Origin of the sequence: Pseudomonas sp. CF161 (genome assembly GCF_000416215.1) — a bacterium.
Lineage (GTDB): Bacteria > Pseudomonadota > Gammaproteobacteria > Pseudomonadales > Pseudomonadaceae > Aquipseudomonas.
Window position 1 is genome coordinate 35,634 of the sequence record NZ_ATLP01000106.1, and the last position, 23,017, is coordinate 58,650.

At 64.0% G+C, this 23,017-nt stretch carries 25 protein-coding genes; 11 read left to right on the forward strand and 14 right to left on the reverse strand.

Features of this window, described 5'->3' with window-relative positions:
* Window positions 1-135: 135 nt before the first annotated feature.
* The gene (locus tag CF161_RS23725; protein ID WP_020299162.1) at window positions 136-1,011 is read left to right on the forward strand and encodes an alpha/beta hydrolase; all 876 of its coding nucleotides are present in this window, start codon (window positions 136-138) and stop codon (window positions 1,009-1,011) included.
* Here CF161_RS23725 and CF161_RS23730 read toward each other — a convergent pair.
* Complete coding sequence (locus tag CF161_RS23730; protein WP_020299163.1) at window positions 1,005-2,351, reverse strand: MATE family efflux transporter; 1,347 nt, start codon at window positions 2,349-2,351, stop codon at window positions 1,005-1,007. The two genes, CF161_RS23725 and CF161_RS23730, sit on opposite strands and share 7 nt — an antisense overlap.
* A gap of 94 nt (window positions 2,352-2,445) precedes the next feature.
* The gene (locus CF161_RS23735) at window positions 2,446-2,739 is read right to left on the reverse strand and encodes a hypothetical protein (protein WP_020299164.1); all 294 of its coding nucleotides are present in this window, start codon (window positions 2,737-2,739) and stop codon (window positions 2,446-2,448) included.
* A 204-nt stretch (window positions 2,740-2,943) separates the two neighbouring features.
* Here CF161_RS23735 and CF161_RS23740 point away from each other — a divergent pair, with 204 nt between their 5' ends.
* From CF161_RS23740 to CF161_RS23760, 5 genes are all read left to right on the forward strand, one after another.
* On the forward strand, window positions 2,944-3,246 hold the full coding sequence (locus CF161_RS23740; protein WP_020299165.1) for a MazG-like family protein: 303 nt from the start codon (window positions 2,944-2,946) through the stop codon (window positions 3,244-3,246).
* Window positions 3,246-3,995 (forward strand): methyltransferase domain-containing protein, encoded by a 750-nt coding sequence (locus tag CF161_RS23745; protein WP_020299166.1) that lies wholly within the window; start codon window positions 3,246-3,248, stop codon window positions 3,993-3,995. Before CF161_RS23740 ends, CF161_RS23745 begins: the two co-directional genes overlap by 1 nt.
* Before the next feature lie 11 nt (window positions 3,996-4,006).
* Window positions 4,007-4,615 carry a DUF4136 domain-containing protein gene (locus CF161_RS23750; RefSeq protein ID WP_020299167.1) on the forward strand — a complete coding sequence of 203 codons (609 nt, stop codon included), beginning with the start codon at window positions 4,007-4,009 and terminating at the stop codon, window positions 4,613-4,615.
* 41 nt (window positions 4,616-4,656) lie between these two features.
* Window positions 4,657-5,214 carry a DUF4136 domain-containing protein gene (locus CF161_RS23755; protein ID WP_020299168.1) on the forward strand — a complete coding sequence of 186 codons (558 nt, stop codon included), beginning with the start codon at window positions 4,657-4,659 and terminating at the stop codon, window positions 5,212-5,214.
* Window positions 5,215-5,311: 97 nt separating this feature from the next.
* Complete coding sequence (locus CF161_RS23760; protein WP_052027227.1) at window positions 5,312-7,342, forward strand: pilus assembly protein TadG-related protein; 2,031 nt, start codon at window positions 5,312-5,314, stop codon at window positions 7,340-7,342.
* Here CF161_RS23760 and CF161_RS23765 read toward each other — a convergent pair.
* Both CF161_RS23765 and CF161_RS23770 read right to left on the reverse strand, forming a co-directional pair.
* Window positions 7,327-10,083 carry an ATP-binding protein gene (locus CF161_RS23765; protein ID WP_043230247.1) on the reverse strand — a complete coding sequence of 919 codons (2,757 nt, stop codon included), beginning with the start codon at window positions 10,081-10,083 and terminating at the stop codon, window positions 7,327-7,329. The two genes, CF161_RS23760 and CF161_RS23765, sit on opposite strands and share 16 nt — an antisense overlap.
* Window positions 10,080-10,517 carry a TadE/TadG family type IV pilus assembly protein gene (locus CF161_RS23770; RefSeq protein ID WP_020299171.1) on the reverse strand — a complete coding sequence of 146 codons (438 nt, stop codon included), beginning with the start codon at window positions 10,515-10,517 and terminating at the stop codon, window positions 10,080-10,082. Before CF161_RS23770 ends, CF161_RS23765 begins: the two co-directional genes overlap by 4 nt.
* A gap of 76 nt (window positions 10,518-10,593) precedes the next feature.
* Between CF161_RS23770 and CF161_RS23775 the strand changes: the two genes are divergently transcribed.
* A complete protein-coding gene (locus CF161_RS23775) occupies window positions 10,594-11,064 on the forward strand; it encodes a prepilin peptidase (RefSeq protein WP_020299172.1) in 471 nt (156 codons plus the stop codon).
* 112 nt (window positions 11,065-11,176) lie between these two features.
* Complete coding sequence (locus CF161_RS23780; protein WP_371106540.1) at window positions 11,177-11,977, forward strand: response regulator; 801 nt, start codon at window positions 11,177-11,179, stop codon at window positions 11,975-11,977.
* A gap of 51 nt (window positions 11,978-12,028) precedes the next feature.
* Here CF161_RS23780 and CF161_RS23785 read toward each other — a convergent pair whose 3' ends face one another.
* From CF161_RS23785 to cpaB, 8 genes are read right to left on the reverse strand one after another with little or no spacing between them, the layout of a single operon-like run.
* Window positions 12,029-12,295 carry a DUF3613 domain-containing protein gene (locus CF161_RS23785; protein ID WP_020299174.1) on the reverse strand — a complete coding sequence of 89 codons (267 nt, stop codon included), beginning with the start codon at window positions 12,293-12,295 and terminating at the stop codon, window positions 12,029-12,031.
* An 18-nt stretch (window positions 12,296-12,313) separates the two neighbouring features.
* A complete protein-coding gene (locus CF161_RS23790) occupies window positions 12,314-13,033 on the reverse strand; it encodes a lipopolysaccharide assembly protein LapB (protein ID WP_020299175.1) in 720 nt (239 codons plus the stop codon).
* A gap of 10 nt (window positions 13,034-13,043) precedes the next feature.
* The gene (locus CF161_RS23795) at window positions 13,044-13,928 is read right to left on the reverse strand and encodes a type II secretion system F family protein (RefSeq protein ID WP_020299176.1); all 885 of its coding nucleotides are present in this window, start codon (window positions 13,926-13,928) and stop codon (window positions 13,044-13,046) included.
* A 1-nt stretch (window position 13,929) separates the two neighbouring features.
* A complete protein-coding gene (locus tag CF161_RS23800; RefSeq protein ID WP_020299177.1) occupies window positions 13,930-14,811 on the reverse strand; it encodes a type II secretion system F family protein in 882 nt (293 codons plus the stop codon).
* 14 nt (window positions 14,812-14,825) lie between these two features.
* Window positions 14,826-16,100 carry a CpaF family protein gene (locus CF161_RS23805; RefSeq protein ID WP_020299178.1) on the reverse strand — a complete coding sequence of 425 codons (1,275 nt, stop codon included), beginning with the start codon at window positions 16,098-16,100 and terminating at the stop codon, window positions 14,826-14,828.
* The gene (locus CF161_RS23810) at window positions 16,097-17,287 is read right to left on the reverse strand and encodes a pilus assembly protein CpaE (protein WP_020299179.1); all 1,191 of its coding nucleotides are present in this window, start codon (window positions 17,285-17,287) and stop codon (window positions 16,097-16,099) included. The genes CF161_RS23805 and CF161_RS23810 overlap by 4 nt, the downstream gene beginning before the upstream one ends.
* The gene (locus CF161_RS23815) at window positions 17,284-18,528 is read right to left on the reverse strand and encodes a type II and III secretion system protein family protein (RefSeq protein ID WP_020299180.1); all 1,245 of its coding nucleotides are present in this window, start codon (window positions 18,526-18,528) and stop codon (window positions 17,284-17,286) included. Before CF161_RS23815 ends, CF161_RS23810 begins: the two co-directional genes overlap by 4 nt.
* 18 nt (window positions 18,529-18,546) lie before the next feature.
* Complete coding sequence (gene cpaB / locus CF161_RS23820) at window positions 18,547-19,485, reverse strand: Flp pilus assembly protein CpaB (RefSeq protein ID WP_020299181.1); 939 nt, start codon at window positions 19,483-19,485, stop codon at window positions 18,547-18,549.
* A gap of 337 nt (window positions 19,486-19,822) precedes the next feature.
* On the opposite strand from cpaB, the gene CF161_RS23825 reads away from it, so the two are divergent.
* The 3 genes from CF161_RS23825 (at window position 19,823) to CF161_RS23835 (ending at window position 20,791) form a co-directional block, all read left to right on the forward strand.
* Window positions 19,823-20,029, forward strand: a complete 207-nt coding sequence (locus CF161_RS23825; RefSeq protein WP_020299182.1) for a Flp family type IVb pilin — start codon at window positions 19,823-19,825, stop codon at window positions 20,027-20,029.
* Window positions 20,030-20,108: 79 nt separating this feature from the next.
* Window positions 20,109-20,318, forward strand: coding sequence for a Flp family type IVb pilin (locus tag CF161_RS23830; protein ID WP_020299183.1), 210 nt, complete (start codon window positions 20,109-20,111; stop codon window positions 20,316-20,318).
* Between the two features lie 56 nt (window positions 20,319-20,374).
* Complete coding sequence (locus CF161_RS23835; RefSeq protein WP_043230252.1) at window positions 20,375-20,791, forward strand: response regulator; 417 nt, start codon at window positions 20,375-20,377, stop codon at window positions 20,789-20,791.
* 182 nt (window positions 20,792-20,973) lie between these two features.
* Here the strand turns inward: CF161_RS23835 and CF161_RS23840 are convergent, their stop codons facing one another.
* Window positions 20,974-22,641, reverse strand: coding sequence for a ShlB/FhaC/HecB family hemolysin secretion/activation protein (locus CF161_RS23840; protein WP_020299185.1), 1,668 nt, complete (start codon window positions 22,639-22,641; stop codon window positions 20,974-20,976).
* Window positions 22,642-22,832: 191 nt separating this feature from the next.
* A partial coding sequence (locus CF161_RS33220) for a hypothetical protein (RefSeq protein WP_020299186.1) occupies window positions 22,833-23,017 on the reverse strand: 185 nt, incomplete at its 5' end.

The window sequence follows — 23,017 nt, forward strand, 5'->3', positions numbered from 1 at the left end:
GATCGCGGTCTTTGCCGGCTCCTACCTTGTAGGTGCCGGCGCAGACCGCGATTTTTTTTGCCTGTGCATCCCTGAACGCCAGCTAGCCTGCTGCATAGGGCCTGGCGCCCGAACCACCGAACCTGGGGGAGCGCGATGTCGAACAAACGCATGCGGGTGTGGCTGCTGGCGGTCAGTGGGGTGCTGATGGCGATACTGAGCGGGTGCTCGCCGCTCAAGGTGCTCAATGCCCTGACCCCCGGCAGTTCGTTCAGCAAAGTCAGCGGGATTGCCTATGGCAGCGATCCGCGGCAGAAGCTCGATATCTATCAGCCCAGATCAGCGGCGCCGAATGCCCCAGTGGTGGTGTTTTTCTACGGTGGCAGCTGGAACAGCGGCTCGCGCGAAGACTACGGTTTTGTCGGCGAGGCCCTGGCCTCACGGGGCATGGTGGTGGTGCTGGCCGACTATCGGCTGTACCCGCAAGTGCGTTACCCGGCGTTTTTGCAGGACGGGGCACAAGCGGTGGCCTGGACCTACCGGCATATCGCCGATTACGGCGCCGACCCGACGCGCCTGTATCTGATGGGTCACAGTTCCGGTGCCTATAACGCGGCGATGCTGGCCCTGGACCCGAGCTTGTTGGCGGCGCAGGGCCTGAGCCCGGCGCTGATCAAGGGCTGGATCGGCCTCGCGGGCCCCTATGACTTTTTGCCGATCGCCAACCAGGACGTGCGCCCGGTGTTCTTCTACCCGGATTCGCCGCCCGACTCGCAGCCCATCAACCATGTCAGCCGCGGGGCGCCGCCTGCGCTGTTGATGGCGTCCAACCAGGACGCCCTGGTCAACCCGCAACGCAACACCGGCGGCCTGGCCAATACGTTGCGCCGGGCAGGGGTGCCGGTGCAGGAGTTCTACTTCTCCAGAACCAATCACGGGACCTTGGTGGCGGCGCTGTCGCGACCCTTGCGCGGCCTGGCGCCGGTGCTCGACCGGGTGACCGAGTTCGTCGGCGCCACGCCTGCTCAGTGAGCCTTGGCGAACCAGCCGTCGGTTTTCTCCAGGTGCCAGGCAAAGGCCGCCAGGGTCAGGCTGCGCAGGGCCATGAACAGCAAAAAGGTCAGCCACAGGCCGTGGTTGCCGAAACCGCTCAGAGCCCAGGCGAAGGGCAGCAGCATCAGCACGCTGAGCAGCATGCCGTTGCGCATCTCGCGGGCGCGGGTGGCACCGATGAACAGGCCGTCGAGCAGGTAGCTCCAGACCGCGATCAGCGGCAGGGCGGCGAGGTAGGGCAGGTAGATAAAGGCGGTCTGGCGCACCTCGGGGATGTTGGTCTGCATCTCGACAAACAGATGGCCGGCCAGCAGGAACAGCGCGGCAAACCCCAGGCTGGCCAGCAGCGACCAGCCGCAGGCGACCACCAGTGAGCGGCGCAGGGCGCGTCGATCATGGGCGCCGATGGCGTGGCCGCACAGGGCCTCGACCGCGTGGGCCAGGCCATCCAGGGCATGGGCGGTGAGCAGCAGCCCGTTAAGCAGCAGGGCATTGGCCGCCACCGTGGCATCCCCCAGGCGCGCACCCTGGACCGTGATCAGGAAAAACACCGATTGCAGGGCCAGGCTGCGAATGAAGATATCGCGATTGACCGCCAGCAGTGGGCGCCAGCTGTGCCAGCGGCGCAGCGCCTGCCAGGCAATCTGCCCCGGGTAGGCGCGCAGGGCCGGGCGGGTCATGGCCAGGCCGATCAGGGCACCGGTCCACTCGGCGATCACCGAAGCCCGCGCCGAGCCGACCACGCCCCAATCCAGGCCCAGCACGAACCACAGATTGAGGGCGATGTTCACCAGGTTGGTGCTCAGCAGAATCGCCAGCGGCGCCCGGGCATTCTGTGTCCCGAGGAACCAGCCGACCAGGGCGAAACTGGCCAGGGCCGCCGGCAACCCAAGGAGCCGGGTGTGGAAAAAGGCGCGGGTCATCTGGTCGAGTTCCGCCGAGGGCTGCATCAACTGCAAGGCCATGCCGCTCAGGGGAACACCGATCATCCCCAAAAGCAGCGCCAGCCCCATGGCCAGCAACAGGCCTTGCAGCAGAATCTGCCGCAGCGCGGCGCCGTCGCCACGCCCGGCGGCCTGGGCGGCAAAGCCGGTGGCCCCCATGCGCAAAAAGCCCATGGCCCAGGCGAGGAAGGTATAGAGGCTGGCGCCGACCGCCACCGCGCCCAGCTGGTGGGCGTGGGGCAGGTGGCCGATCACGGTGCTGTCGACCAGGGCCACCAGGGGCACGGAGATATTCGAGAGAATCATCGGCGCAGCCAGCGCCCAGACCCGCCGGTGGGTCGGGCGGTGGCGCCAGTCGTTAATCAGGGGGGGCATGCAGGCTCCTTGCGAGAGCGGGCATTGTAGCCGCAGCGCACCTCGTCGCGGCGGTCGGAGGGCATTTACCGGTGGGCGCGGCTCAGGCCGTGGCTCAGTGGACGACCCAGCTCAACAGCCACAGGCCGAGCATCAGCCAGATGATGCCCATGATGATCGAGGCCCGCATAAAGGCCCGCACCGCCGAGTACAGCAGCATCAGGCCGATGATCAGCGCGGCGATGCTGATGATCGAGGTGTCCATGCCCAGGGTCCGCGACAGCCCGTCGACGAAGTTGCCGCCGGCGTGGGTCAGGGCGTTGAACAAGCCGCTGAGGCCATCGACGATAAAACGGATGACTGAGCCCAGCGCCTGGCCGAGCCATTCGAAAAAGCTTTCTACCTGCATGGGGGTGTCCTGATCAGTGAGCGGCGTGCTTGCCGGGTCTGTGCCTTGGGCCGTTGGATCGGCTGCCGAGTTCCCTTCAAGCATAGAACCGCTAGAGCGCGACAGCTGCCGGGCATTCTGTAGCAGGTGCCGGCCCGGCGATAGTGCGCGGTGCTTGCGTCCCATGGCCATCCCCCGGAAGCTATACGCCTTCAGGAGACCCCGATGAACCTAGACGAACTGACCCAACGCCTGCACGCCATTCGCGACCGCAATGACTGGCGGCCATTTCACAGCCCGAAAAACCTGGCCATGGCCGCCAGCGTGGAGATGGCCGAGCTGGTGGAAATCTTCCAATGGCTGAGCGAAGACCAGTCCCGCCAACTGCCTGCCGACAAGCTGACCCATGCCGGCCAGGAAGTCGGCGACATCGTGCTGTATCTATTGCTGCTGTGCAGCGAGCTGGGGTTGGACATGGAACAAGTGGTGCGCAGCAAGCTGGCGGACAGCGAACGGCGGTTCAGCTGATGAGCGACCGTCATTTCGATCAGTTGGCGACCCGTTTCGCCGAAAAAATCTACGGCGGCGCCAAGGGCGCGATTCGCCTGGCGGTGTTGCAGGCGGACCTTGCCGAGGTGCTGCCGGATCGCCCGTTGCGGGTGCTGGATATCGGCGCCGGGCTGGGGCATATGTCGCTGTGGCTGGCCGAGCGCGGGCATCAGGTGACACTGGCCGAACCCGCGGCACCGATGCTTGAAGGGGCGCGCCAGCGTTTCGCCGATGCCGGGCAGGTGGCGACCTTTATCCAGGCGCCGTGGCAGGAACTGCTGGGCCAGCTCACCGAACCCTATGACCTTGTGCTGTGCCATGCCGTGCTCGAATGGCTGGCCGAGCCCCACGCGATCCTGCCGGTGCTGCATCAACTGACGGCCCGCGATGGCTGGTTGTCGCTGGCCTTCTATAACCGCGATGCGTTGATTTACCGCAACCTGCTCAAGGGCCACTTCCGCAAGATGCGCAGCAACGACATGGCCGGCGAGAAGCAGAGCCTGACCCCGCAGCAGCCCCTTGATCCGCGGGAACTGGCGGCGCAACTTGAGGGCCTGTGGACGGTCGAAACCCAGAGCGGGGTGCGGGTGTTCCACGACTACATGCCGGTGGAGTTCCAGGCCCGTGCCGAGCTGGTGGATTTACTGGAAATGGAACTGGCTCACCGTCGTCACCCAGGCTTTGCCGGGCTTGGGCGTTATCTGCACTGGATGTGTCGTCCGGTCTAACGGAGCGCAAAATGAACCGCCGTCTTGCTCTGATCCTGTTGTGCACCGGGCTTGCCGCCTGCCAGGGCAGCAACCCTTACGTTGCCAGCTCCACGCCGATACCGCCGGCGCCGCCGCAAGCGGCCACCACCTTCGACCGCAGCGCCTACCCGGCGCCGCAGCGTGACTACGGACGCTACCGCAATTGGGCCTGGCTCAACGGGCGCCTGCCCAGCGGTTCGGCCTGGGCCGACTCGGCCCAGGTCGCCGAAGCGGTGAGCAATGCCCTGGATCAGCGCGGCTTGCGCCCGGTGCATGACAACCGGCCGGCCGACCTATGGGTGAGCGCCGACCTGCATCTGGAGAAGCGCCTGCGCCAGGTGCAGGACGACTACGGTTATGGCGGCTATGGCGGTTATAACCGCTACGGCAATGGTTACGGGATGTACGGCAGCGTGCCGGTGGTGCGCACCTACGAGGTGGAAGTGGTCGTGGTGCGGGTCAACCTGTTCGACGGCGGCACCGGGCAGCCGGTGTGGAGTGCCAGCGCCGAGACCAGTAGCCGCGGCAGCTTGAGCGAACGCGCCGATGCGTTGCGCGAGGCTGTGGAAAAGGCCATGCAGGCGTATCCTCCCAGCTAGTGGCAACTGTTCAGGTCCCTGTCTTGAACCGGAGAAAAATCATGTTCCGTCGTCTCGCTTTACTGGTCGTTGCCGTGCTGCTCAGTGCCTGCGCCGCCAACCAGATCAACCATGACTTCGACGCCAGTCGCGACTTTGGCGCCTACCGCAACTGGAGCTGGAAAGAACCCGGCCTGCAGTACCGGCCCGATGACCCACGAATCAAGAGTGACCTCACCGAGCAGCGCATCCGCCAGGCGGTGGCCGACCAACTGGACCAGCGTGGCCTGCGTCCGGCCGCGGCGGGCACCCGGGCTGACCTGAATGTGCAGGCCTACCTGATCGTCGAAGACCGCCAGCAGCAAGTCACCACCAACTACGGCGGTGGCTGGGGTGGCCCCTGGAATGGCTACTGGGGCGGGCCGATGTACAACGAGACGCGCAATATCACCTACAAGGTGGCGACCATCCAGATCGACCTGCTCGATGGCAAGGACGGCAAGCTGGTATGGCGCGGCAGCGATGAGCAGATGCTCAGCAGCACGCCGAATCCGGCTGACCGCAGCGCCGCAGTGCGTACCACCGTGGCCCGCATCCTGAGCAACTACCCGCCCCGCTAAGCCTTCCCACCCGCCCGCAGGCGCCGCCAGTCGCCTGCGTCGGCCCCTTGCCTGCGCGCTGTCACGGGCTTGACTACACTGCTGAGCATCCAGGGAGATGGCACCCGGCATAGCGCCGGTAAAGGAGTGCTCCGTGTATCGGTGTGTGCAGTTTTCCGGGCCGGGCCACCAACGTGGCGCCATCGGCCTGATAGCGGCGGTGACCTTGGGTCTGGCGCTGCTGTTCATGTTGCTGGTGATCGACAGCGGTCGGCTGTACATGGAGCAGCGCAAGCTGCAACGGGTCGCCGACAACGCCGCGCTGGAAGCCGTGAGCCGTGGCGGCAACTGCCTGTCCGGGCTGACGGCTGCCGCCTACGCCGGGCAAAGCGCGGTACGCAACGGCTTTGTCGTCGACGCCGATACCACCCTGGTGACCACCTGTGGCTCGCTGGTGACCGGTGCCAACAACCTGCGTACCTACGCGGTGGATGCCACTCAGTCCTCGGCGGTCCGGGTGATTGCCAGCGACGCGGTCTCCACCAGCGTCGCCGCCGGCATCGGCGCACTGTTTTCCGGCGGCCCGGCCAGCTTCAATACCCGGCTCACCGCCACTGCTGTGGCGGCCGTGCCCACGCCGTCCGTGGCCCAGTTGACCATTCGCAGCACGCTGGCGACGATCGACAGCACCAGGTCGAATCTGCTCAATCCAATCGTCGGTGGGCTGTTGGGCGGCAGTGTGAGTGTCACGGCGGCGGGCTGGACCGGCTTGCTCAACACCAACATCAACTTGCTCAGTTACCTCAATCAACTGGCGATCAACCTCAATGTGGCCGCCGGCAACTACACCCAGTTGCTCAACACCACGGTGACCGTCACCCAGTTGATCCAGGCGGCGGCCACGGTGGTTCAGGCCAATGGCGCGACGGCCGATGTGATGACCGCCCTGGGCAACCTGCAACTGGCGGCGGCCAATGCCACGCCGGTCAAGCTCGGTGATCTGCTCAACCTGCAGACCGGCCTGCCCACGACCGCGCTGGATGCCAGTCTGCAATTGTTCCAGCTGGTGCAGGCGATGGTGCAGTTATCCAACAGCAAAAGCGCGGTGGCGGCGACCTTGCCGGTCAACGTGCTGGGGTTGGCCAACATCACGGTGCAGGTCAAGGTGATCGAGCCGCCGCAATTGTCCGCCCTCGGCGATCCGAAACTGGCCAAGGCCAACCCCCTGGGGGCCAACCGGATCTATGTGCGCACTGCCCAGGTACGCACCCTGATCACGGCCAACCTCACGGGGTTGGCCGGGGTCACCGGGATTGCAAATGCCCTGTTGGGGCTGGTGGGCAACCTGACCCCGACCCTCAACAGCCTGTTGAGCCTGAACCTGGCGGCGACCATCGATTCCCTGGGCTGCCTGCTGGGCGCGGGCTGCGATCAGATCGACCCCAGGCTATTGCCATCGCCGCAACTGAGCATCGCCCTGGATGCCGGTGGCGGCGTGACCTACGTCACTGATTACAGCTGCCCGACGGGGGCGGTCGGAACCAAGAGCCTGACCGCGCATACCACCACCTCGCTGGCTGATCTGAAGGTCGGCAAGATCGACCCGACCAATGCCTTCTCCTCATCGGCCGAGCCCACGGTAACGCCATTGCCAGTGATCGACCTGGGAGTCTGGACTTGCCACAAGATCCTTGGCATCGGCAGTTGTGGCCCGGCACGCACGGCGTTTGCCGCCGGTGGGATTGGGCTTATGGTCGACAGCCCGGTGGTGAAGACCAGCCAGGACCTGGTGTATTCCAGCGGTACGCCGTTCCCGATACCGGCCAACGTCAAGCTGGCGCCGAGCTACCAGACCGCAGCCCCCAGCAGCAATATCGTCGGCAGCCTGGCCAGCACCCTGGCCGGAATCAACCTGGTGACCTACCAGCCGGTGGGTGCCAACCCCCTGGGCTCGATAGTCGCGGGTGTGGGCGGGCTGGTCAGTGGTGTCACCAACCTGCTGATGCCATTGATCAGCGCTGTGATCAGCCCCGTGCTCGATCCCTTGCTCAACAACCTGTTGTCATCCCTGGGAATCAGCCTGCTGGGGGTCGACGTCGGCGCCAACCTGACCTGTGGCCAGACCGGCAAGGCTTACCTGGTGATCTGATCGGCCTGGATAATCGGCAGTTCGATGCAGAACCGCGCGCCTTCAGCGCCGTTTTCGACGCTCAGGTAGCCGTCCATGTTTTCCACGATGCCGTAGCTCACCGACAGCCCGAGCCCCGTGCCCACGCCCACCGGCTTGGTGGTGAAAAACGGTTCGAAGATCCGCTCCAGCAGGCGTGGGTCGATACCGCCGCCGTTGTCCTCGACCCACAGTCGTACCTTGTGTGTATCACGCTCGGCATGCAGGGCGATCCAGGGCTGGAAGTCCGGCTGTTTCTCGCGCTTGCCCAGCAACGCATCCCGGGCGTTGACCATCAGGTTGATCAGCACCTGCTCCAGTTGATCGGCATAACCCTGGACCTGTACCTCGAAACCGAAGTCGCTGATGCGCAGTTCCACCCCTTTGCCGCGCATGGCTTCAGCCAGCAACGACAGCGTGCCCTCCACCGCCTGCGCCGGGTTGAAGGGCTGCTGTTCGATTTCCGAGCGCCGGCCGAACACCCGCATATGGTCCACCACCCGCGCGGCCCGCTGGACCTGGGCGTCGATGCGCTTGAGCTTGTCCTGCAGGTAGTCGACCTGCACATCACCGTTACCCAGGCGCTTGAGCACATTGACGATGGCCATGCTCATCACGTTCAGCGGCTGGTTGATCTCGTGGGCGAGGCCGGTGGCCATTTCGCCGAGGGTGGCCATCTTCGCGCTCTGCATCAGTTGCAGTTGGGAGCGGCGCACTTCGGTGTTGTCGCGGCCCACGGCCTGGACCTCCAGTAGCCGGCCCTGGGCATCGAACACGCCCCGGTCCGACCAGACCCACCAGGCATGTTCGCGACCCGGCAGTTGCAGGCTGATTTCCGCGGTGCTCACCGGTACGTCGGGGCTGAGCCGGCCGATACGCTGCACAAAGGCCTCCCGTTGCTCGTCCGACAGCCACTGTCCGAGGTTGCTGCCGGGCAGTTCGGCGGGCGCGCACTCCAGGTACGCCGCCAGGGGCCGGTTGCCGAAGGTCAGGGTCAGGTCGGGCTGGTAGCGGCAGATCATCGCTGGCGAATCTTCCACCAAAATTCGGTAACGCTCCTCGCTCTGCCTGACCTGCTCGGCGCTCTGGGTCGCCTCGGTGACGTCCAGCCACAGCCCGACCGCTTCGGTCGGCAGGCCCAGGTCGTCGCGCAGTAATTTGGCTTCGTCCAGCAGCCAGTGGTAATGGCCCTGGCTGTCGCGCAGGCGATAGCGGCTGCGCACCGTGCCTTCACGCAGCAGGTGTCGGGTGCGCTGGAAATACAGCTCGCGATCATCCGGGTGCAGGCGCTCCGGCAGCGAATCGTTCTGGCAGTCAGCCAGGGTCCAGCCCAGCAGCGGCTGCAGGCTGTCGCTGAAAAAGCTGGGTTGCAGGGCGCCTTCGACATAGCGCTGTACATAAATCACCGCCGGCGAACTGGCGATCAGGTTGTTCAAGCGGGCACAGGCGGCAGCGGCCTGCTGCTCCTGGTTCTTGATGTCGCTGATGTCGAGCATGAACCCCACCAGGCGCGGGGTTTCACCCACCCCCAGGGCCTGGCCCTGGACTCGATACCAGATCGCCGGCAGGCTCGGATCCGGGCGCAGCAGGCGCACGCACAGCACCAGCGGCTTGCCCTGTTCGAGGTCGCGCAAGCGGCTGCCCAGCTCCTGGCGATCGGCCGGGTGCACCTGTTGCAACCAGTCTTCCAGGGGCAGGCGCGTGGTGTCGGTGTCCAGTTGCAGGCTGGCCGTCAGTTGCGGCGCCAACTGCACTTCGGCGCTGCGTGGGTACAGCTCCCACCAGCCGGTGCCGAGCAGATCTTGCAAGGCTTCGAGGCGCTCCAGATGCTGATGGTGGCGTTGTTCCCGCAGGCGCCCGAGCAAGGGGCCGGCCAGGGCCGCAGCCAGCATCAGCCAGTCGCGATCACTCAACTGCGGTGCCAGATGCTGCACCGGATACGGCGCACACAGCAGCCAGGCGGCCAGGCCGTGGTCGTCGCGGTAGGGCACCAGGAAACCCTCGTGATGGCCGAAGGCGCTGAGCAGCCGTGGGTGCTCGCTGAGGCCATGGATCGGGCTCAGGTGCAACGGGGCGTTGCCGCTCAAACTGTCGAGGCTGGTGCCCAGTACCTGGCCGACGTGCCAGAGCTCGGGGGCGTCATGGGCGGCGTAATAACCGTGGATCTGCCAACGCTGATCCTGCTCGTCGAGCAGGGCCAGGGCTATACAGGGAACGCGCCAGCGCTGGGCCAGGCTCTGCAGTTGCTCGTTCAGCACCTCGGGCAGGCGCGCCATGCTGCACAGGCGCAACTGTTCGCTGATCTGCGCCGCCAACTGCTGGCAGTGCTCGCGGGCTCGCGCCTGCTCACGCTCTTCAAGCAAGTCGCCGATATCCAGCAATTGCAGGATCCAGCCTTCGGCCAAGGGTTGGACCCAGCCACGCAAATGCAGGGCCTGGCCCCCCAGGCGCGCAAAGTCCAGGTCCAGGGTCTGCCCGGTCCAGTCGGCCGGGATGCCTTCGACGCTGGTGCGGCTGTGGGGCAATAGAAGTTCGCTCAGTAGCGGCGGCTGCTCGCTGGGCGCCTGTTGCCCCAGGGCATGGCGCAACGGGCCGGCCATATGCAGCACCCGGCCCAGGGCATCGAGTTGCAGCTGCAAGCCGATAGCCTGAGGGACAACGAGAGGGGCAGGGGCCGCCTGGCGACCGAGGATGCGGTCGAACAGGGTGTCTCCTGAACTCAAAACTGCAGGCTCGAGGAGGCGGTCAGGGTGGTTGGCAGGCTGGGAACGGTGCCTATCCCGGGCAGCACCAGAAACGGCACCACCTGGTTCAGTTTGCTGGTGGGGTAGTTCACGCTCACGGTCAGCACGCCGCCGCTGTACACCGAGCTGTAATCGGTGGCGGCGAAGTTGAAGGCCGATGGAATCCACGCCAGCTGGGTGGCGATCACCGAGTTGGCGAGGTTCTGCACCGTGGTGCCGTAGTTGGCGGTATTGGGGTCGACCGCCACCGCGCGCCGTACGGCTTCGGCAGTGGCCTCATTGAATGACTGCATCATCAGCAGCGGCAGGCTGTAGCTGACCAGGCCATAAAACACGGCAAAAAAGATCACGAACACCGCCGCGAACTCAATCGCCACGGCGCCTTTTTGCTTGCGGGGGAGGCTCGGTTTCATGGCTGCGTCTACCCTGACTATGGCTGCCTGATAATGAGCATAGGACCATTCCACCAAAAGGGACGTTTTTTACCGGATGCCGTATTTCGTACTGTTTATCTGGCTGGCGCTATGCGCGGCGCAGGACATCCACCAACGCCATATCGCCAACAGCCTGACCCTGGGGGCGGCGGCGTTGGCCCTGGTTTACCTGCTGTGGACCGGCAGCACCTGGCTGGGGGCCAATGCCGCGCAGGGCGGCTGGGCGTTGCTGCTGGCCCTGGCGTTCACCTTGCCCGGTTACGCCATGTCGCGCATGGGCGCGGGGGATGTGAAGCTGCTGGCGGCGTTGGGGTTGGCGACCGATCATCTGTATCTTTTGGGCACCTTTATCGGTGCCGGAGTCAGCAGCCTGCTCTGGGTGCTGCTCGCGCCAAAAGTCTGGCCCCATATAAGTCAGAAACTTAGGTTGCGCCTGCAATATCTTGATCCAAAACAGTCAAAAAAATACGCCTTCGCGCCTTTCGTACTGGTGGGAATGGTCTTGACTGTCCTTTGGATCCACTAGTCGCCGTGCCCTCTAGCGCTATGTACATAGTCGGAAAGTAGGTCTAGGTTTAATTTGCGTATCGCCCTTATTGCGGGCGGAACAGGAGCGGTCAGGCTCTGGCTGACCAGGCATGGAGTTACATGTGAACAAGCCTAGATTGCAGATGAAGGTGCTCGTCGTCGACGACCAACCGTTGATCGTCGAAGAACTCTGCGAGTTTCTCGACAGCAGTGGTTACCGAAGTGTCCCCTGTGAATCAAGCCGCGAGGCCATCGAGCGTTTCAGCGAAGATGCCGAAATCTCCCTGGTGCTCTGCGATTTGCATATGCCGGACCTGGATGGCATCCAGCTGGTGCAGGAGCTGCAACGCATCGCCGGCAAACAGCGGGTGTTCGAGGCCATCATGCTGACCGGCCGCGCCGAGAAGCAGGACGTGATCAAGGCCCTGCGCGCCGGGATCGCCGACTACTACCAGAAGCCAATCAATCTGGACGAATTGCTCGAAGGCCTGCAACGCCAGGAAGTGGCCCTGCAGGAACGGCAAAAAAACCTGCACCTGGGGCACTTGAACCAGAAGCTGCAATTTCTTTCCGAATCCATCGACGACCTCTACCAGGACCTCGACAAGGTGCGCCGCGCCCCGCAAACCGTTCGCGGCGAGGACTCGGAGGCGCTCAGCGATGCCGAGGCCATCGAGATGCCGGCCATTTTCCACCAACTGTCACCGCGCCAGCTGGATGTAGCGCGGCTGGTGGGCAAGGGCCAGACCAACTATCAGATTGCCTGTGAGCTGGGCATCACTGAAAACACGGTGAAGCTGTATGTGTCCCAGGTGCTGCGCCTGACCCATATGCATAACCGCACCCAATTGGCCCTGGCGCTGTCACCGAGCAATTCGGGGTTGCGCCAGCGCGGGGTGACCGCCCACTAGGCCGGGCCACTGCCCAGGCTGGGCAGTGGATACCTGACCGTTGCCTGCCGCTTATTTGGTCGACACCTTGCCGCCTGCATCCGGATCGTAGAAGTCCGGAATCTCGTAGCTGTATTTTTTCAGCCAGCGCTGCAGTGCCAACTCGCGTTCGGTGGGGGTGGCGGTCTGCGGGATCTGTGAGGCGACCTTGTTGCGATTCTGCAGCAGCAGCCAGCCTTCGGTTTCCTGTTGCTGGGCCGAGGCCGGCCCCGGCTCAATGGCCTGGGCGGCTACGGGCAGCATCAGCAGGGCGATGCAGCAAAGAGTCTGCGGCTTCATCATGAGCACTCCTTTGGCTTACTTGATACTCGGTGACAACGGGTCGTCGACCACGGCGACCTGGCCCTTGGCTGGCGAACTGCCGACCGGCGCCTTGAGTTTCTGCGCGCGTTCCTGGGCCTGGTTGAACTGCTCGGGGCTCAGGCCGGCGCGGCTGACCACCTCGGCCGCTTGTTTCCAGTTGTCCTGATAGATCAGCAGGGTCACCAGATTGACCGCTGCCAGTGGGTCGTTCTGCTTGAGTTCGATGGCGGTGAGGAACTCGAAGCGCGCGTCTTCCAGGCGCAGTTGATTGAGGTAGACCACGCCCAGGTCGTTGCGGATTTTCTCATTGGTCGGCGCCAGCAGCGCGGCGCGTTGCAGGTGGGCCTGGGCCTGGCCGTTATCGCCCCGGCCAGCGGCAATCTGCCCGAGGCCGTGCTCGGCGTCGGCCGCTAGGCAAGTGCCCAGCAGGCTGCGATACAGCGGCTCGGCTTCGCTGCGGCCCAGCAGCCGGTAGACCTTGGCCTTGCGCAGGCGCACTTCAGCGAGGTTTTCCGGCAGGCTCTGCAGGTTGGCCAGGCTGGCGTGCAGCTTGCCTTCATTGGCCATGTCGTCGGCCAGGCTCAGCGACAGCTCCTGATCGGAGCTGGGCTTGGCGCAACTGGTTGAGGAGGTCAGGGCGGCCCAGGGTGTTTGTCCATTGGTGGCACAACCGCTGAGCAGCGCCAGGCTAATCATGACGAGTATGACTTTCATCAGGTTCCCTCTAGGAAGCAAAAGCCCGGGCGATGGCGGTGAATCCAGGCCCTGCCAGTACGATCAGCAAGGCCGGGAATAGAAACAGCATCATCACCACCGACATCTTGGCCGACATTTTCGAGATGTATTCCTGCAGGCGCGTCAGGCGCCGGTCGTCGAGCAACTGCTTGAGCGACTGCAGCGATTTCATCGCGCCGCCGCCCTGCTGGATCAGTTGCTGGAGGATCACGCAGGTGTCGGTGAATTCATCGACCGCCAGCAGCACGGCGGTCTGGTTCAATTCGTGGCCCAGCTCCAGCCCGGAGTCGACCCGGGTCAGGATCAGGCGCAACTCATGGGTCAATTGCGGCAGGAGTTTTTGCCCTTCGCTGGCCAGTACGCGCAAGGCCTGTTCCACCGCCATGCCCGACTCGAACAGTATGCGCAGCAGCGGGATAAAGGTGGAGACCTCGACCGCGATCAGTTTCTGCCGGCGCTTGGCCAGGTAGGCCAGCGCCCGCTTTGGAATCAGGTAGCCGGCACCCGCCGCCAGCAGCGGTGCCAGCCATTTGTTGTCGGCTTGGGGAAACAGCACTTCCTGGACAAACAGCGCCACCCCCAGCACCAGCAGCGGCACGCCGATCTGGCAGGCGGCGAACAGCGAGCGCTGGCTGGCGCGACGCCAGCCCATGCGGTTGAGCAGGGTCAGGGTCTCGCTGTCGATGCTCACCGAGCGCTGGCCGAAGCGGCTGTCCCCCAGTATCCGCAGCCAACTGCTCAGGCGGTTGTCGCGCACCATATGGCCTTGCAGACGCTGGGTCACCTGGCGTTCGCGCCGGCGTTGTTCCAGCAGGCTGTTGGCGACCAGCAACAGGGCGCCGAGAAACAGCAGGGCACTTGCCAGGAGGGCCATCTCAGATACTCCGCAACATGCGCCACAGCGCCAGGCAGCCGAAGGCTTGCAGGAGGATGGCGGTGATCAGCATGGTCCTGCCGCTGGGGTCGTTCCACATGCCGAGCATGTAGCCCGGGTTGGTGGCCATGAAGTACGCCACCAGCAGCAACGGCAAGGCGCCCAGGACCCAGGCGGTCATGCGGGTTTCACCGGTCAGTGCGCGCAGTTGTCGCGCGCCCTGGTCACGCTCGCGAATCAGCTTGATCAGGTTCTCCAGCAGCTCGCTGGCGTTGCCGCCATAACGGTGATTGACCTTGAGCCCGAGGGCGAACATGCGCAGTTCGTCCTGATCGTACAGCTCGGCAAAATCATGCAGCGCCTCCGGCAGGTTGACCCCCAGTTGCACGTTGCGCTCGACCCGGCCCATGGCGGTTTTCAGTGGCGGGCTGCTGGCGTCGATGCTGCCCAGTACCGCATCGGCCAGGGTGCGTCCGGATTTCAGGCTGCGCACGGTGTGATCGAGCAACTGCGGCAACTGCTCGATCATGCGTTTGATCCGGCGCTTGTAAAGCCAGGCGACGTAGGCGCGCAATGCCAGGGGCGGCAACAGCACCAGGCACAGCGCGCCGACCCAGCCCGCCGCTGCCACGGCCAGCAGCACCGCGAGCACCCACAGGGCCAGCCACAGCCCCAGGCGTTCGGTGGGGCGCCCCAGGCCGGCCCGCAGGAAGGCCCGTTCGAGGCCGGTCCAGGTGGTTTTCTCCGGTACCAGTTCCGGTTGTCCTTCGGCCAGGCGATTGAGCACCTTTTCGGTGTTGGTCTTGCGGATACCGTTGTAGAACAGCCACAGCGAGAGGCCCAGGAGCACCAGGCAAATCAGGGCCAGCAAGGGACCGATCATGGGCTCGCTCCGCTTCAGTTAAGGCTCAGGTCATGTTCGCGACGCAGCTTGTCGCCGGCCGGGTTGATCGCCTCGCGCAGGAAGCCGAAGCCACTGCGTCGATCGAGTCGAAACAGGGTGTTGGTGACGTAAACGTCATCGCGCACCCCCACCACCTCCACCACTTCACTGACACAGCGCCGGCCATCGGGCATGCGCGTCAGCTGGATCACCACATCCAGCGCGGCACAGATCATCTGGCGCAGGGTGCGTTCGGCGATCTGGCGCCCGGTCAGGCCCACCAGGGTTTCCAGGCGCAGCAGGGCATCCTGGGCGGTGTTGGCGTGCACCGTGCTCATGGAGCCGTCGTGGCCGGTGTTCATCGCGGTCAGTACGTCGAGCACTTCGACGCCGCGGATCTCGCCGAGGATGATGCGGTCCGGGCGCATCCGCAGGGCGTTGCGGATCAGGTCGCTGGCTTTCACTTCGCCGTGGCCTTCGGCGTTGGGCGGACGGGTTTCCAGGCGCACCACATGGGGGTGGCCCAGTTGCAGTTCGGCCACGTCCTCGATGGTGACCAGGCGTTGGTGTGGGTTGATCAACTGGCTGAGGATGTTGAGCAAGGTGGTCTTGCCGGTCCCGGTCCCGCCGCTGATGAGGATGTTGCAGCGCTTGCTCACGGCCTCCTGGAAAAACTCGAAGATCGCCTGGTCGATGGTCTGCATGGCCACCAGGTCGGCGCTCTTGAGCATGTCCTTGCGAAACTTCCGTATCGACAGGCAGGGCCCGTCAAGGGCGATCGGCGGGATGATGGCATTGACCCGGCTGCCGTCGGGCATGCGCGCATCCACCATAGGCGAAGACTCATCCAGGCGTCGGCCGAGGGGCGCGAGGATCCGTTGCATCACCCGTTCGACATGGTGCGCGTCGATGAAGCGCAGGTCGCTCTGGTGCAGCACGCCGTCGCGCTCGACGAACACCCGGTGCGGGCCGTTGACCAGGATTTCGGTGACGGCCGGGTCCCGAAGCAACACCTCCAGGGGGCCGAAGCCGGTCAGCTCATCGACTATCTCTTCGGCCAGGCGCTCCATTTCATAGCGGGAAATCGCCAGGTGCATACGGGCGATGTACTCCGCCACCTTGTCGGTGACGAACTGCGAAAGGTTCTGCCGCGAGCCTTCCAGCAGGTTTTTTCCGGACTCTTCGATGGCGTCGATGATGTAGCGATGCAGGACCAGTTTCAGCCCTTCGTGGTCGGTGTTGCCGACCGGGCCGCGCGATTGTGCACCGAACAGTTTCTCTCCGTTCATTTGGCTCCTCGCATGCGGTTGAACCAGTTGGACTTGGGTTTGGCCAGGCCTTCGGAGCGCTTGGCCAGGCGTTCGCCAAGAACGCGCAGGGACTGGGTGAGGTTTTCCCGGGGGGCCATTTCAAACAGGGTGACCCCTTGATTCTTGGCGTTCAGGCGCACCTCCGGGCTGTGGGCCAGGGCTGCGATTACCTCCAGGCCGAAGGTCTTGCCCAGGGTGTCGGAGTCCGGGGCGACATTGCGCAGGTAGCGGTCTATCAGCAGCCGTGCATGGTCCAGTTTCATGCCTTTTTCGCGCCACAGATTGAGCACCGCCAGGTTGCGTCGGCAGTCCAGGACGCTCTGATCGGTGGACCACAGCAATTTGTCGCAATGGCTGACGAACGTGCGCAGGGCCTCGCTGTCGGGCTGCCCGGTGAGGTTCACCACAATGTGCTGGAAGTGCTGGCGCAGGGCGCTGAGCAGCATGTAGAGCTCGGCGGCGCTGGTGCGGTCGAGGGGCTCGTCATTGGCCGCGTAGGCGAGGATCCGCAGGCCGGCCTCGGCGGTGGTAAAGGCGCTGTCGATCAAGGTCGAATCCAGGCGGCGCAAGTGGCGCAGGGCATCGCCAAAGTGAAACGAGCTTTCCAGCCCCAGCAGCGCCAGGCTGTCGCCCGGCGGCAGGCCCAGGTCCAGCAGCAGGGTCTGTTGCCCGCTTTTTTGCACCACCAGCGCCAGATGGCTGGAGATCAGGGCGCCGTCGGTATCGCTCTTGGTGCCGTAGAGCACCGTCAGGCCGCCGAGCAGGGTGCTCGGCGCCACCGGGGGCAAGCGTTTGCTCAGGCGCCTGACCAGGCCGGCGACTTCGCTGGAGCGCGAGCCATAGGCGACGAAATCCCGCGCGCCGGCACGCATCGCATTGAGCACCAGTTGATTGTCCATGCCGTCGCCCAGCGCGACGATGGCCAGCATCGGCTTCGCCTCCAGGGCGCCTTCGATCAAGGCCGACTGGGCCACGACGTGCTCGCGGTCGAGGCCGATGAACACCAGGTTGGCGAACGTGACGTCGACCAGGGCCAGCAGTTCGTCGAGGCTGCCGCCGCCGGCACTCACCACCTGGCCCAGGGGCGCGAGGGCGCCTTGCAGCCACTCCAGGTCGGTGTCGTTGCGGGTGATGGCGAGAAAGGTCTGGCTCAGGCTTTGGCTCATTGCGATAACCCACTGCGTTTATCGAAGTTGCCGTTTTCCAGGAAGAACATGCGGTAGAAGTTCGGGTCGTAGTTGCGCAGGCGCTCGCCGGGCAGGGACGGCAGCCGCGCATCGGCCGCCAGCGGCTGCACCAGGTGCGGGGTGACGATCATCAGCAGCTCGCGTTCTTCGCGGCTGATGTTGGTGTCGCGAAAGAACGCACCCAGTACCGGGATATCGCCCAGGCCGGGGAATTTGTTGACCTGGGAGCTGTTGCGGGTGCTGATCAGGCCGCTGATGACGAAGCTCTCGCCGTCGGCCAGGGAAATACTGGTGTCGGTGCGGCGTATGGTCAGCGCCGGAACCTGGGTGCCGGCGATGGTCACGGCGTTGCTGTAGTCGAGCTCGCTGACTTCCGGGGCCACTTTCAGGCTGATGCGCTGGTTGTCGACGATGGTCGGGGTCAGGGTCAGGCGGATGCCGAATTCCTTGTATTCGATGGTGACGCTGTCGCTGCCGGCACTGGGCACCGGAATCGGAATCTCGCCCCCGGCCAGGAAGCTCGCACTCTGGCCGCTGAGGGCCACCAGGCTGGGGCGCGCCAGGGTGTAGGCAAAGCCGCTGCCCTCAAGGGCGTTGATCAGGGTCAGCACCCGGCCGTTGCCGAAACCGAGGTTGAAGCTGCCGTTGTCCAGGGGAATATTGGTTCGCGCGCCGCCAAAGGTCGGGGTGGTACCTCCGGTATTGGGCATGGTTCCCGGGGCGCCGAACAGGAAGTTGCTCCCACGGCCGAAGATCGAGGTGCTGGCTTCCTTGAGCTTGGTACGGCTGACCTCGACAAAGCGGATATCGGTCTGGACCTGGCTTGGCAGCAGCGGGTCTTGCGAGGCCAGGGCGACGCGCCCGGTCATGTCGGTCGTCGCCCGGCCCTGGACGAACACCATGCTCTGGCGCGGGGTGCTGGCGCAGGCGGTCCAGACCATCAGGGTGGTGGCGCCCGGTGCCATGCCGGTCAGCAGGAATGCCTTGTCGCCGTTGGGATGGACGTCGGCGATTTTCGGGTCGCCCACCGCCAGCCGGGTGATGGCCACCGGTGATTGCAGCTCCTGCTGCAGGCCTTCGCCGATTTGCAGTACGGCGGGTAACGGCGCCAGGCCGCCGCAGCCTGCGGCGCTGGCGGCCAGCACTTGGCCCAGAGGCAGGCTGGCCAGCATCAGGGTCAGGAGTGCGGCGTGGGACATCAGCATGGAACGACTGCGCATGTGTGCATCCTTGCTCAATCAGGGAGTTTGTTGAGTGACCTGGTTACCGCGAATCACCTCGACCGCACGACGGGTTCCGCCGCCATGTGTTGCCGGGCTCGCGGGGCCGCTGCCAAGGGCCAGTTGGGTGAACTGGAACAGGTTGCTGTTGGCGGCATCGATAGTGGCCTGGGAGTCCTGATCCCCGGCCCAGTAGCGCGCCAGGCGCTGCTCCTCGCTGCTGCGCACGGCCAGGCGCAGGGTGCCGACCTGGGTCGCGAGCATCATCCGGCTCAGCAGTTGTTCAGGCACTGCCAGCACCACCGTGCGTGCGGCCAGTCGCCGTTGGTCCTGCTTGATTCGTTCATCGGCGCTCAGCGCCGGCGATGCCGGTTTGCCGTCATTGGTCAGGCCCAGTTGGTCGCCGACGGCCAGCACTCGCATCGCCGGGACGGCAATCTGTGCCGATTGCTGGAGGTTGGTCGCGTCCTGGCGCAGGAACAGCAGCACATCGACGTAATCCCCCGGGCTCAGTTGGCCTGCGGCGCCTATCACCTCGTCTACCGCGACTGCCAGGGCGCGTTCATCGGGGTGGATCATGCGGGCCAGGGCGCCGCCGGTGGTGAAGCTTTCGTCGCTGAGCCAGGTGCCACCGGCCAAAGCTCGCCAGGGCGTGCGCCCGACGGCCTGGTCGATGCTGGTAAGGCTGCCGGGCGGCACGGTGCGCAGCCGCTCCAGGGTCAGGTCGGCAGCGCTGAGGGCGACAAACGGCGGCACATCATGGGCCAGGACCACCACGGGTTGGCGGGTCTGGTCCTCGGCGGTGGCGACGGTTTTTTCCACGGTGCCAGGGGTGGCGGGCTGGGCGACCGGGGCTGGCGGTGGAGGCTGGCGGCTGACAACCAGGCCCCAGTAACCGACGAAGACTGCACCCAACAGCAGCAGCCCAGCCAGAATCATGGTGACGCGACTGTTCATATTAGGTTCTCCCTTTCCTGCTGCACTACTACGCCTTGCGCTTGCAAATGACTCGACATCGCAAATAAGGCAGCTATGAACATGCAACTATTTCGCTATTTGAAGGTAGCCCAGCTAGGACGAAACGCCATTACTCCTTTGAAAATAACTAACGAAAGTATGATGAGCGCCATTGAATCAAGGTTTTCTGGCGTCAACCTTCCAATTAATACTTAGTGATTAATCAGTTCTTACAGTTGTAGGTCGGCCGATTGTTGACAATGCTCTGGTTGCAACGAAGGTTAATGTTGCAGCGCAGTAGTGTTATATCGGCGCCCTTGGCGCAAGGAGAAGTAAGATGATTCTTCAATATCTGATACTCAGAGCACGTCTTTTCTTCGACCGAACCGAAGGTGCCTCAGCGATCGAATATGCGATTGTGGTAGCGATGGTGGCGGTTATCGTGGTGGCCTTCGTCACCCCGATGGGCGCGCGGGTCCTGGCCATTTTCAACAACGTTCTGGTCGCCCTGGGAGGAACTGCGGTCACTCGTCCGACGCCATGACAGCCGCTCGTTGATCTTGATGATGTAATCAGCCGGGAGCATCGGGTTACCGGCTGGTTGGTCGCTACGAGGTCTGTCCATGATCCTTGACTATCTTGTACTGCGCATGCGCTTTTGGCTGCTAGGCACCGAAGGCGCCTCTGCGATTGAGTATGCAATCGTGATCGCCATGGTCGCGGTAGTGGTATTGGTCTTCGTGACCCCCGTGGGCGACCGCGTTGTAGCGATATTCAACAACCTGCTGGTGGCTCTGCAAGGCACAGCGGTGACGCGACCAACGGTGCCTTGAGGTCGATTGTTTCCTGTTATCAAGGTCTCCCACTATTCAGCGCCAAGGTGTTGCTCATGACTGCTTCATCGTCTCCACGCCAGCAGCTTCTCCTCGTGGACGACGAGGAAGATGCAGTGCTTGAACTGGCCGAGCTGCTGGAAGGCGAAGGCTTTTGCTGCTTCACCGCAACCTCGGTAAAACTCGCCCTGGCCCACCTCACGCGCCATCCGGATATCGCATTGGTCATTACCGACCTGCGCATGCCCGAGGAAAGCGGCCTGTCGTTGATCAGGCGCCTGCGCGAGCACACCTCGCGCCAGCACTTGCCGGTGATTGTCACGTCCGGGCACGCCGACATGGATGATGTCAGCGATCTGCTGCGACTCCAGGTACTGGATCTGTTTCGCAAACCCATCTATCACGTGCGCCTGCTGGAAACCCTCGACAACTTGTTTCCCCAGCCAAAGTTGCACTTGGTGGGGCCTCACTAGATGCGGATGATGCACTGGCTGGGTGTCGGCTAGTTGGGAGCGAGCGCAAAAGTTTGTAAGCCTGTCGATACTTTCAAGTACCAACAGGCTACTCAGGTTCCTGGGAAAACCATCTGTAACCTATGAATGAATAACAACAAGACAACCCGCCTGGCGCGGGTTGTTTTTGTGGGGGTGTTCAACTAAAGCTGGTAACTGAAACTCAAGGTATAGCGTGGGCGCCGGTTGTAAGTGTCCAGGGCTTCATCAGACATCGGCTTGGCGACCTCAAGGGCGATGTTGTAGTACTTGGCGTCACCGAAGCGCAGGCCGGCTGCGGCCGAAGACATATCACTGCCCTTGACCTGCAGTTCGTTGAACCAGGTCTTCGCCCGGTCCAGCACCACGTAGGGTTGCAGCACCCTGACCCAGGCGCCTTCGCGATAGAAGCTGTAGTTCACCTCGTAGGCCACGCCCCATCCCTTGTCGCCCAGGCCCTGATCGTCCGGGTAACCACGGCCGAAGTTCTGCCCGCCGAAGGTCGCGCGTTCGCTGTCCGGCACGGTGTCATCGGTCCAATACAGCGCGGCCGACATCACCCCCTGCCAATTGTCGAGAAACTTGTCGCTCTGCACCCCGGCCAGGCGCAGGCGGAAGAAGTCCAGGTCCAGCTTGTTATCGGTCTTCGCCCCCATGCCATCGATGCCCTGGTACACCCCGGCGCTGAGGATGCGCAGCTGGCGTGGGTCGGATTTGCTCCAGTCGCCTTCGAAGGCCACGGCGCGGGTATTGGTTTTTTCATCCAGGATCAGCGAGGTGCCGCTGACCTTGTAGCGGGTCTTGTCGTTGATCGCATACAAGCGTGCGCCTGCGCTGAGCATTTCGTTGGGCGAGGCAATGAACGGGTGAGTGAGGCCGATGGAAAAGCGATCGTTCTCGCGGTGCGGATCCAGCTCCAGGCCGTTGCCCAATTGCAGGCTGGCGCGTGGGTCGGCACGGTAACGGGTGCCATAGAGCACCAGCTGGGTGCCTTCGGCATTGATGAACTGGTTGTAGTCCACGCGGTAGTACTTCTCGTGGTCCTTGCCTGGCGGAAACAGCCCGCTGATACCCAGTTGTTCGCCCATGGACGTCTGCGAGTTGCTGCTCACCCCCAGCAACGCCTGCAGGCCGTTGCGGTTGTCCTCGGTGGTGCCCAGGGTGCTGGTGAACGGTTTGCGGCTGGCCTGGGCTATCAGGTAAGTCGCGCCATCGGTGGTGCCGGGAGGCGGAACCTGAGCTTGCAGGGTCACCCCTGGCACCCGGCTCATCAGGGTGGTGTAGCGCTCGAAGGTCTTGCGTGTCAGCGGCCGTTCGGCCTTGAGCTTGGCCACCAGTTTGTCCAGGTAGGCCGAGACCGGGCCGATATCGCCCTGCAACTGGTAGTCCTTGATATAGCCCTCCACCAGCACCACGCGCACCAGGCCCTGGTCGAAATTCTGCTGGGGCAGGAAGGCGTATGACAACAGGTAACCGTCCTGTTGATAGCGGCGAGTGATATTGCGCGTGGCCTCGATCAGCGCGCCAAGGTTGCTTTCGTGCCCGATCAGCGGCTGGTAGATCGCCGCCAGCTCTTCGAGGGGGTAGACGGTGCCGCCTTCGATCTGCAGCTTGCGGATGGTGACCTTGGTCCCCGTCATCAGGGGCTGCCCCTGAGCGGCACTCGGCTCCGGCAACTGCAATTGCGGGGTGGCTGGGCGATAGGCATCGGCCGGCAGGTTGGGCTGGGGCAGATTGCGGATGGTGTCGTTGCCATTGAGAAAACGCGGGAGGGAGTCAGCGTGAACGTAAGAGCAAAAGCCCAGTAACAGCAAGGAAGCCAAAGCGCGCATAGGACACTCCATGGTCAAACCGCAGCATCGCGAAAAATCTTCAGTCGAGTCGTCCGTCAGGATCCTGGTCGAGATGGGAGACGCGAAACTGCCCTGCTCCAAAAAGAAAAAGACGAGAGACTCATCTGAATCTCTCGTCCCAACCAAGCGTAGGCGCTGTAGGTAAGGCCGTCGAATCGGCCAGGTGCAATTTATTTTTTGCCGCCGCCCAGTGCGCCGGTCAAGCCACCCAATACGCCACCCAGGCCACCGCTGACGCCGACCCCGGCTCCCGCACCGACACTGGCGCCGCCACCCAGGCTACCGGTCAAGCCACCCAGGCCACCCAGGCCGGCACCGCCGGTGCCGCCGTTGACCAGGCCACCGACCGAGGCCA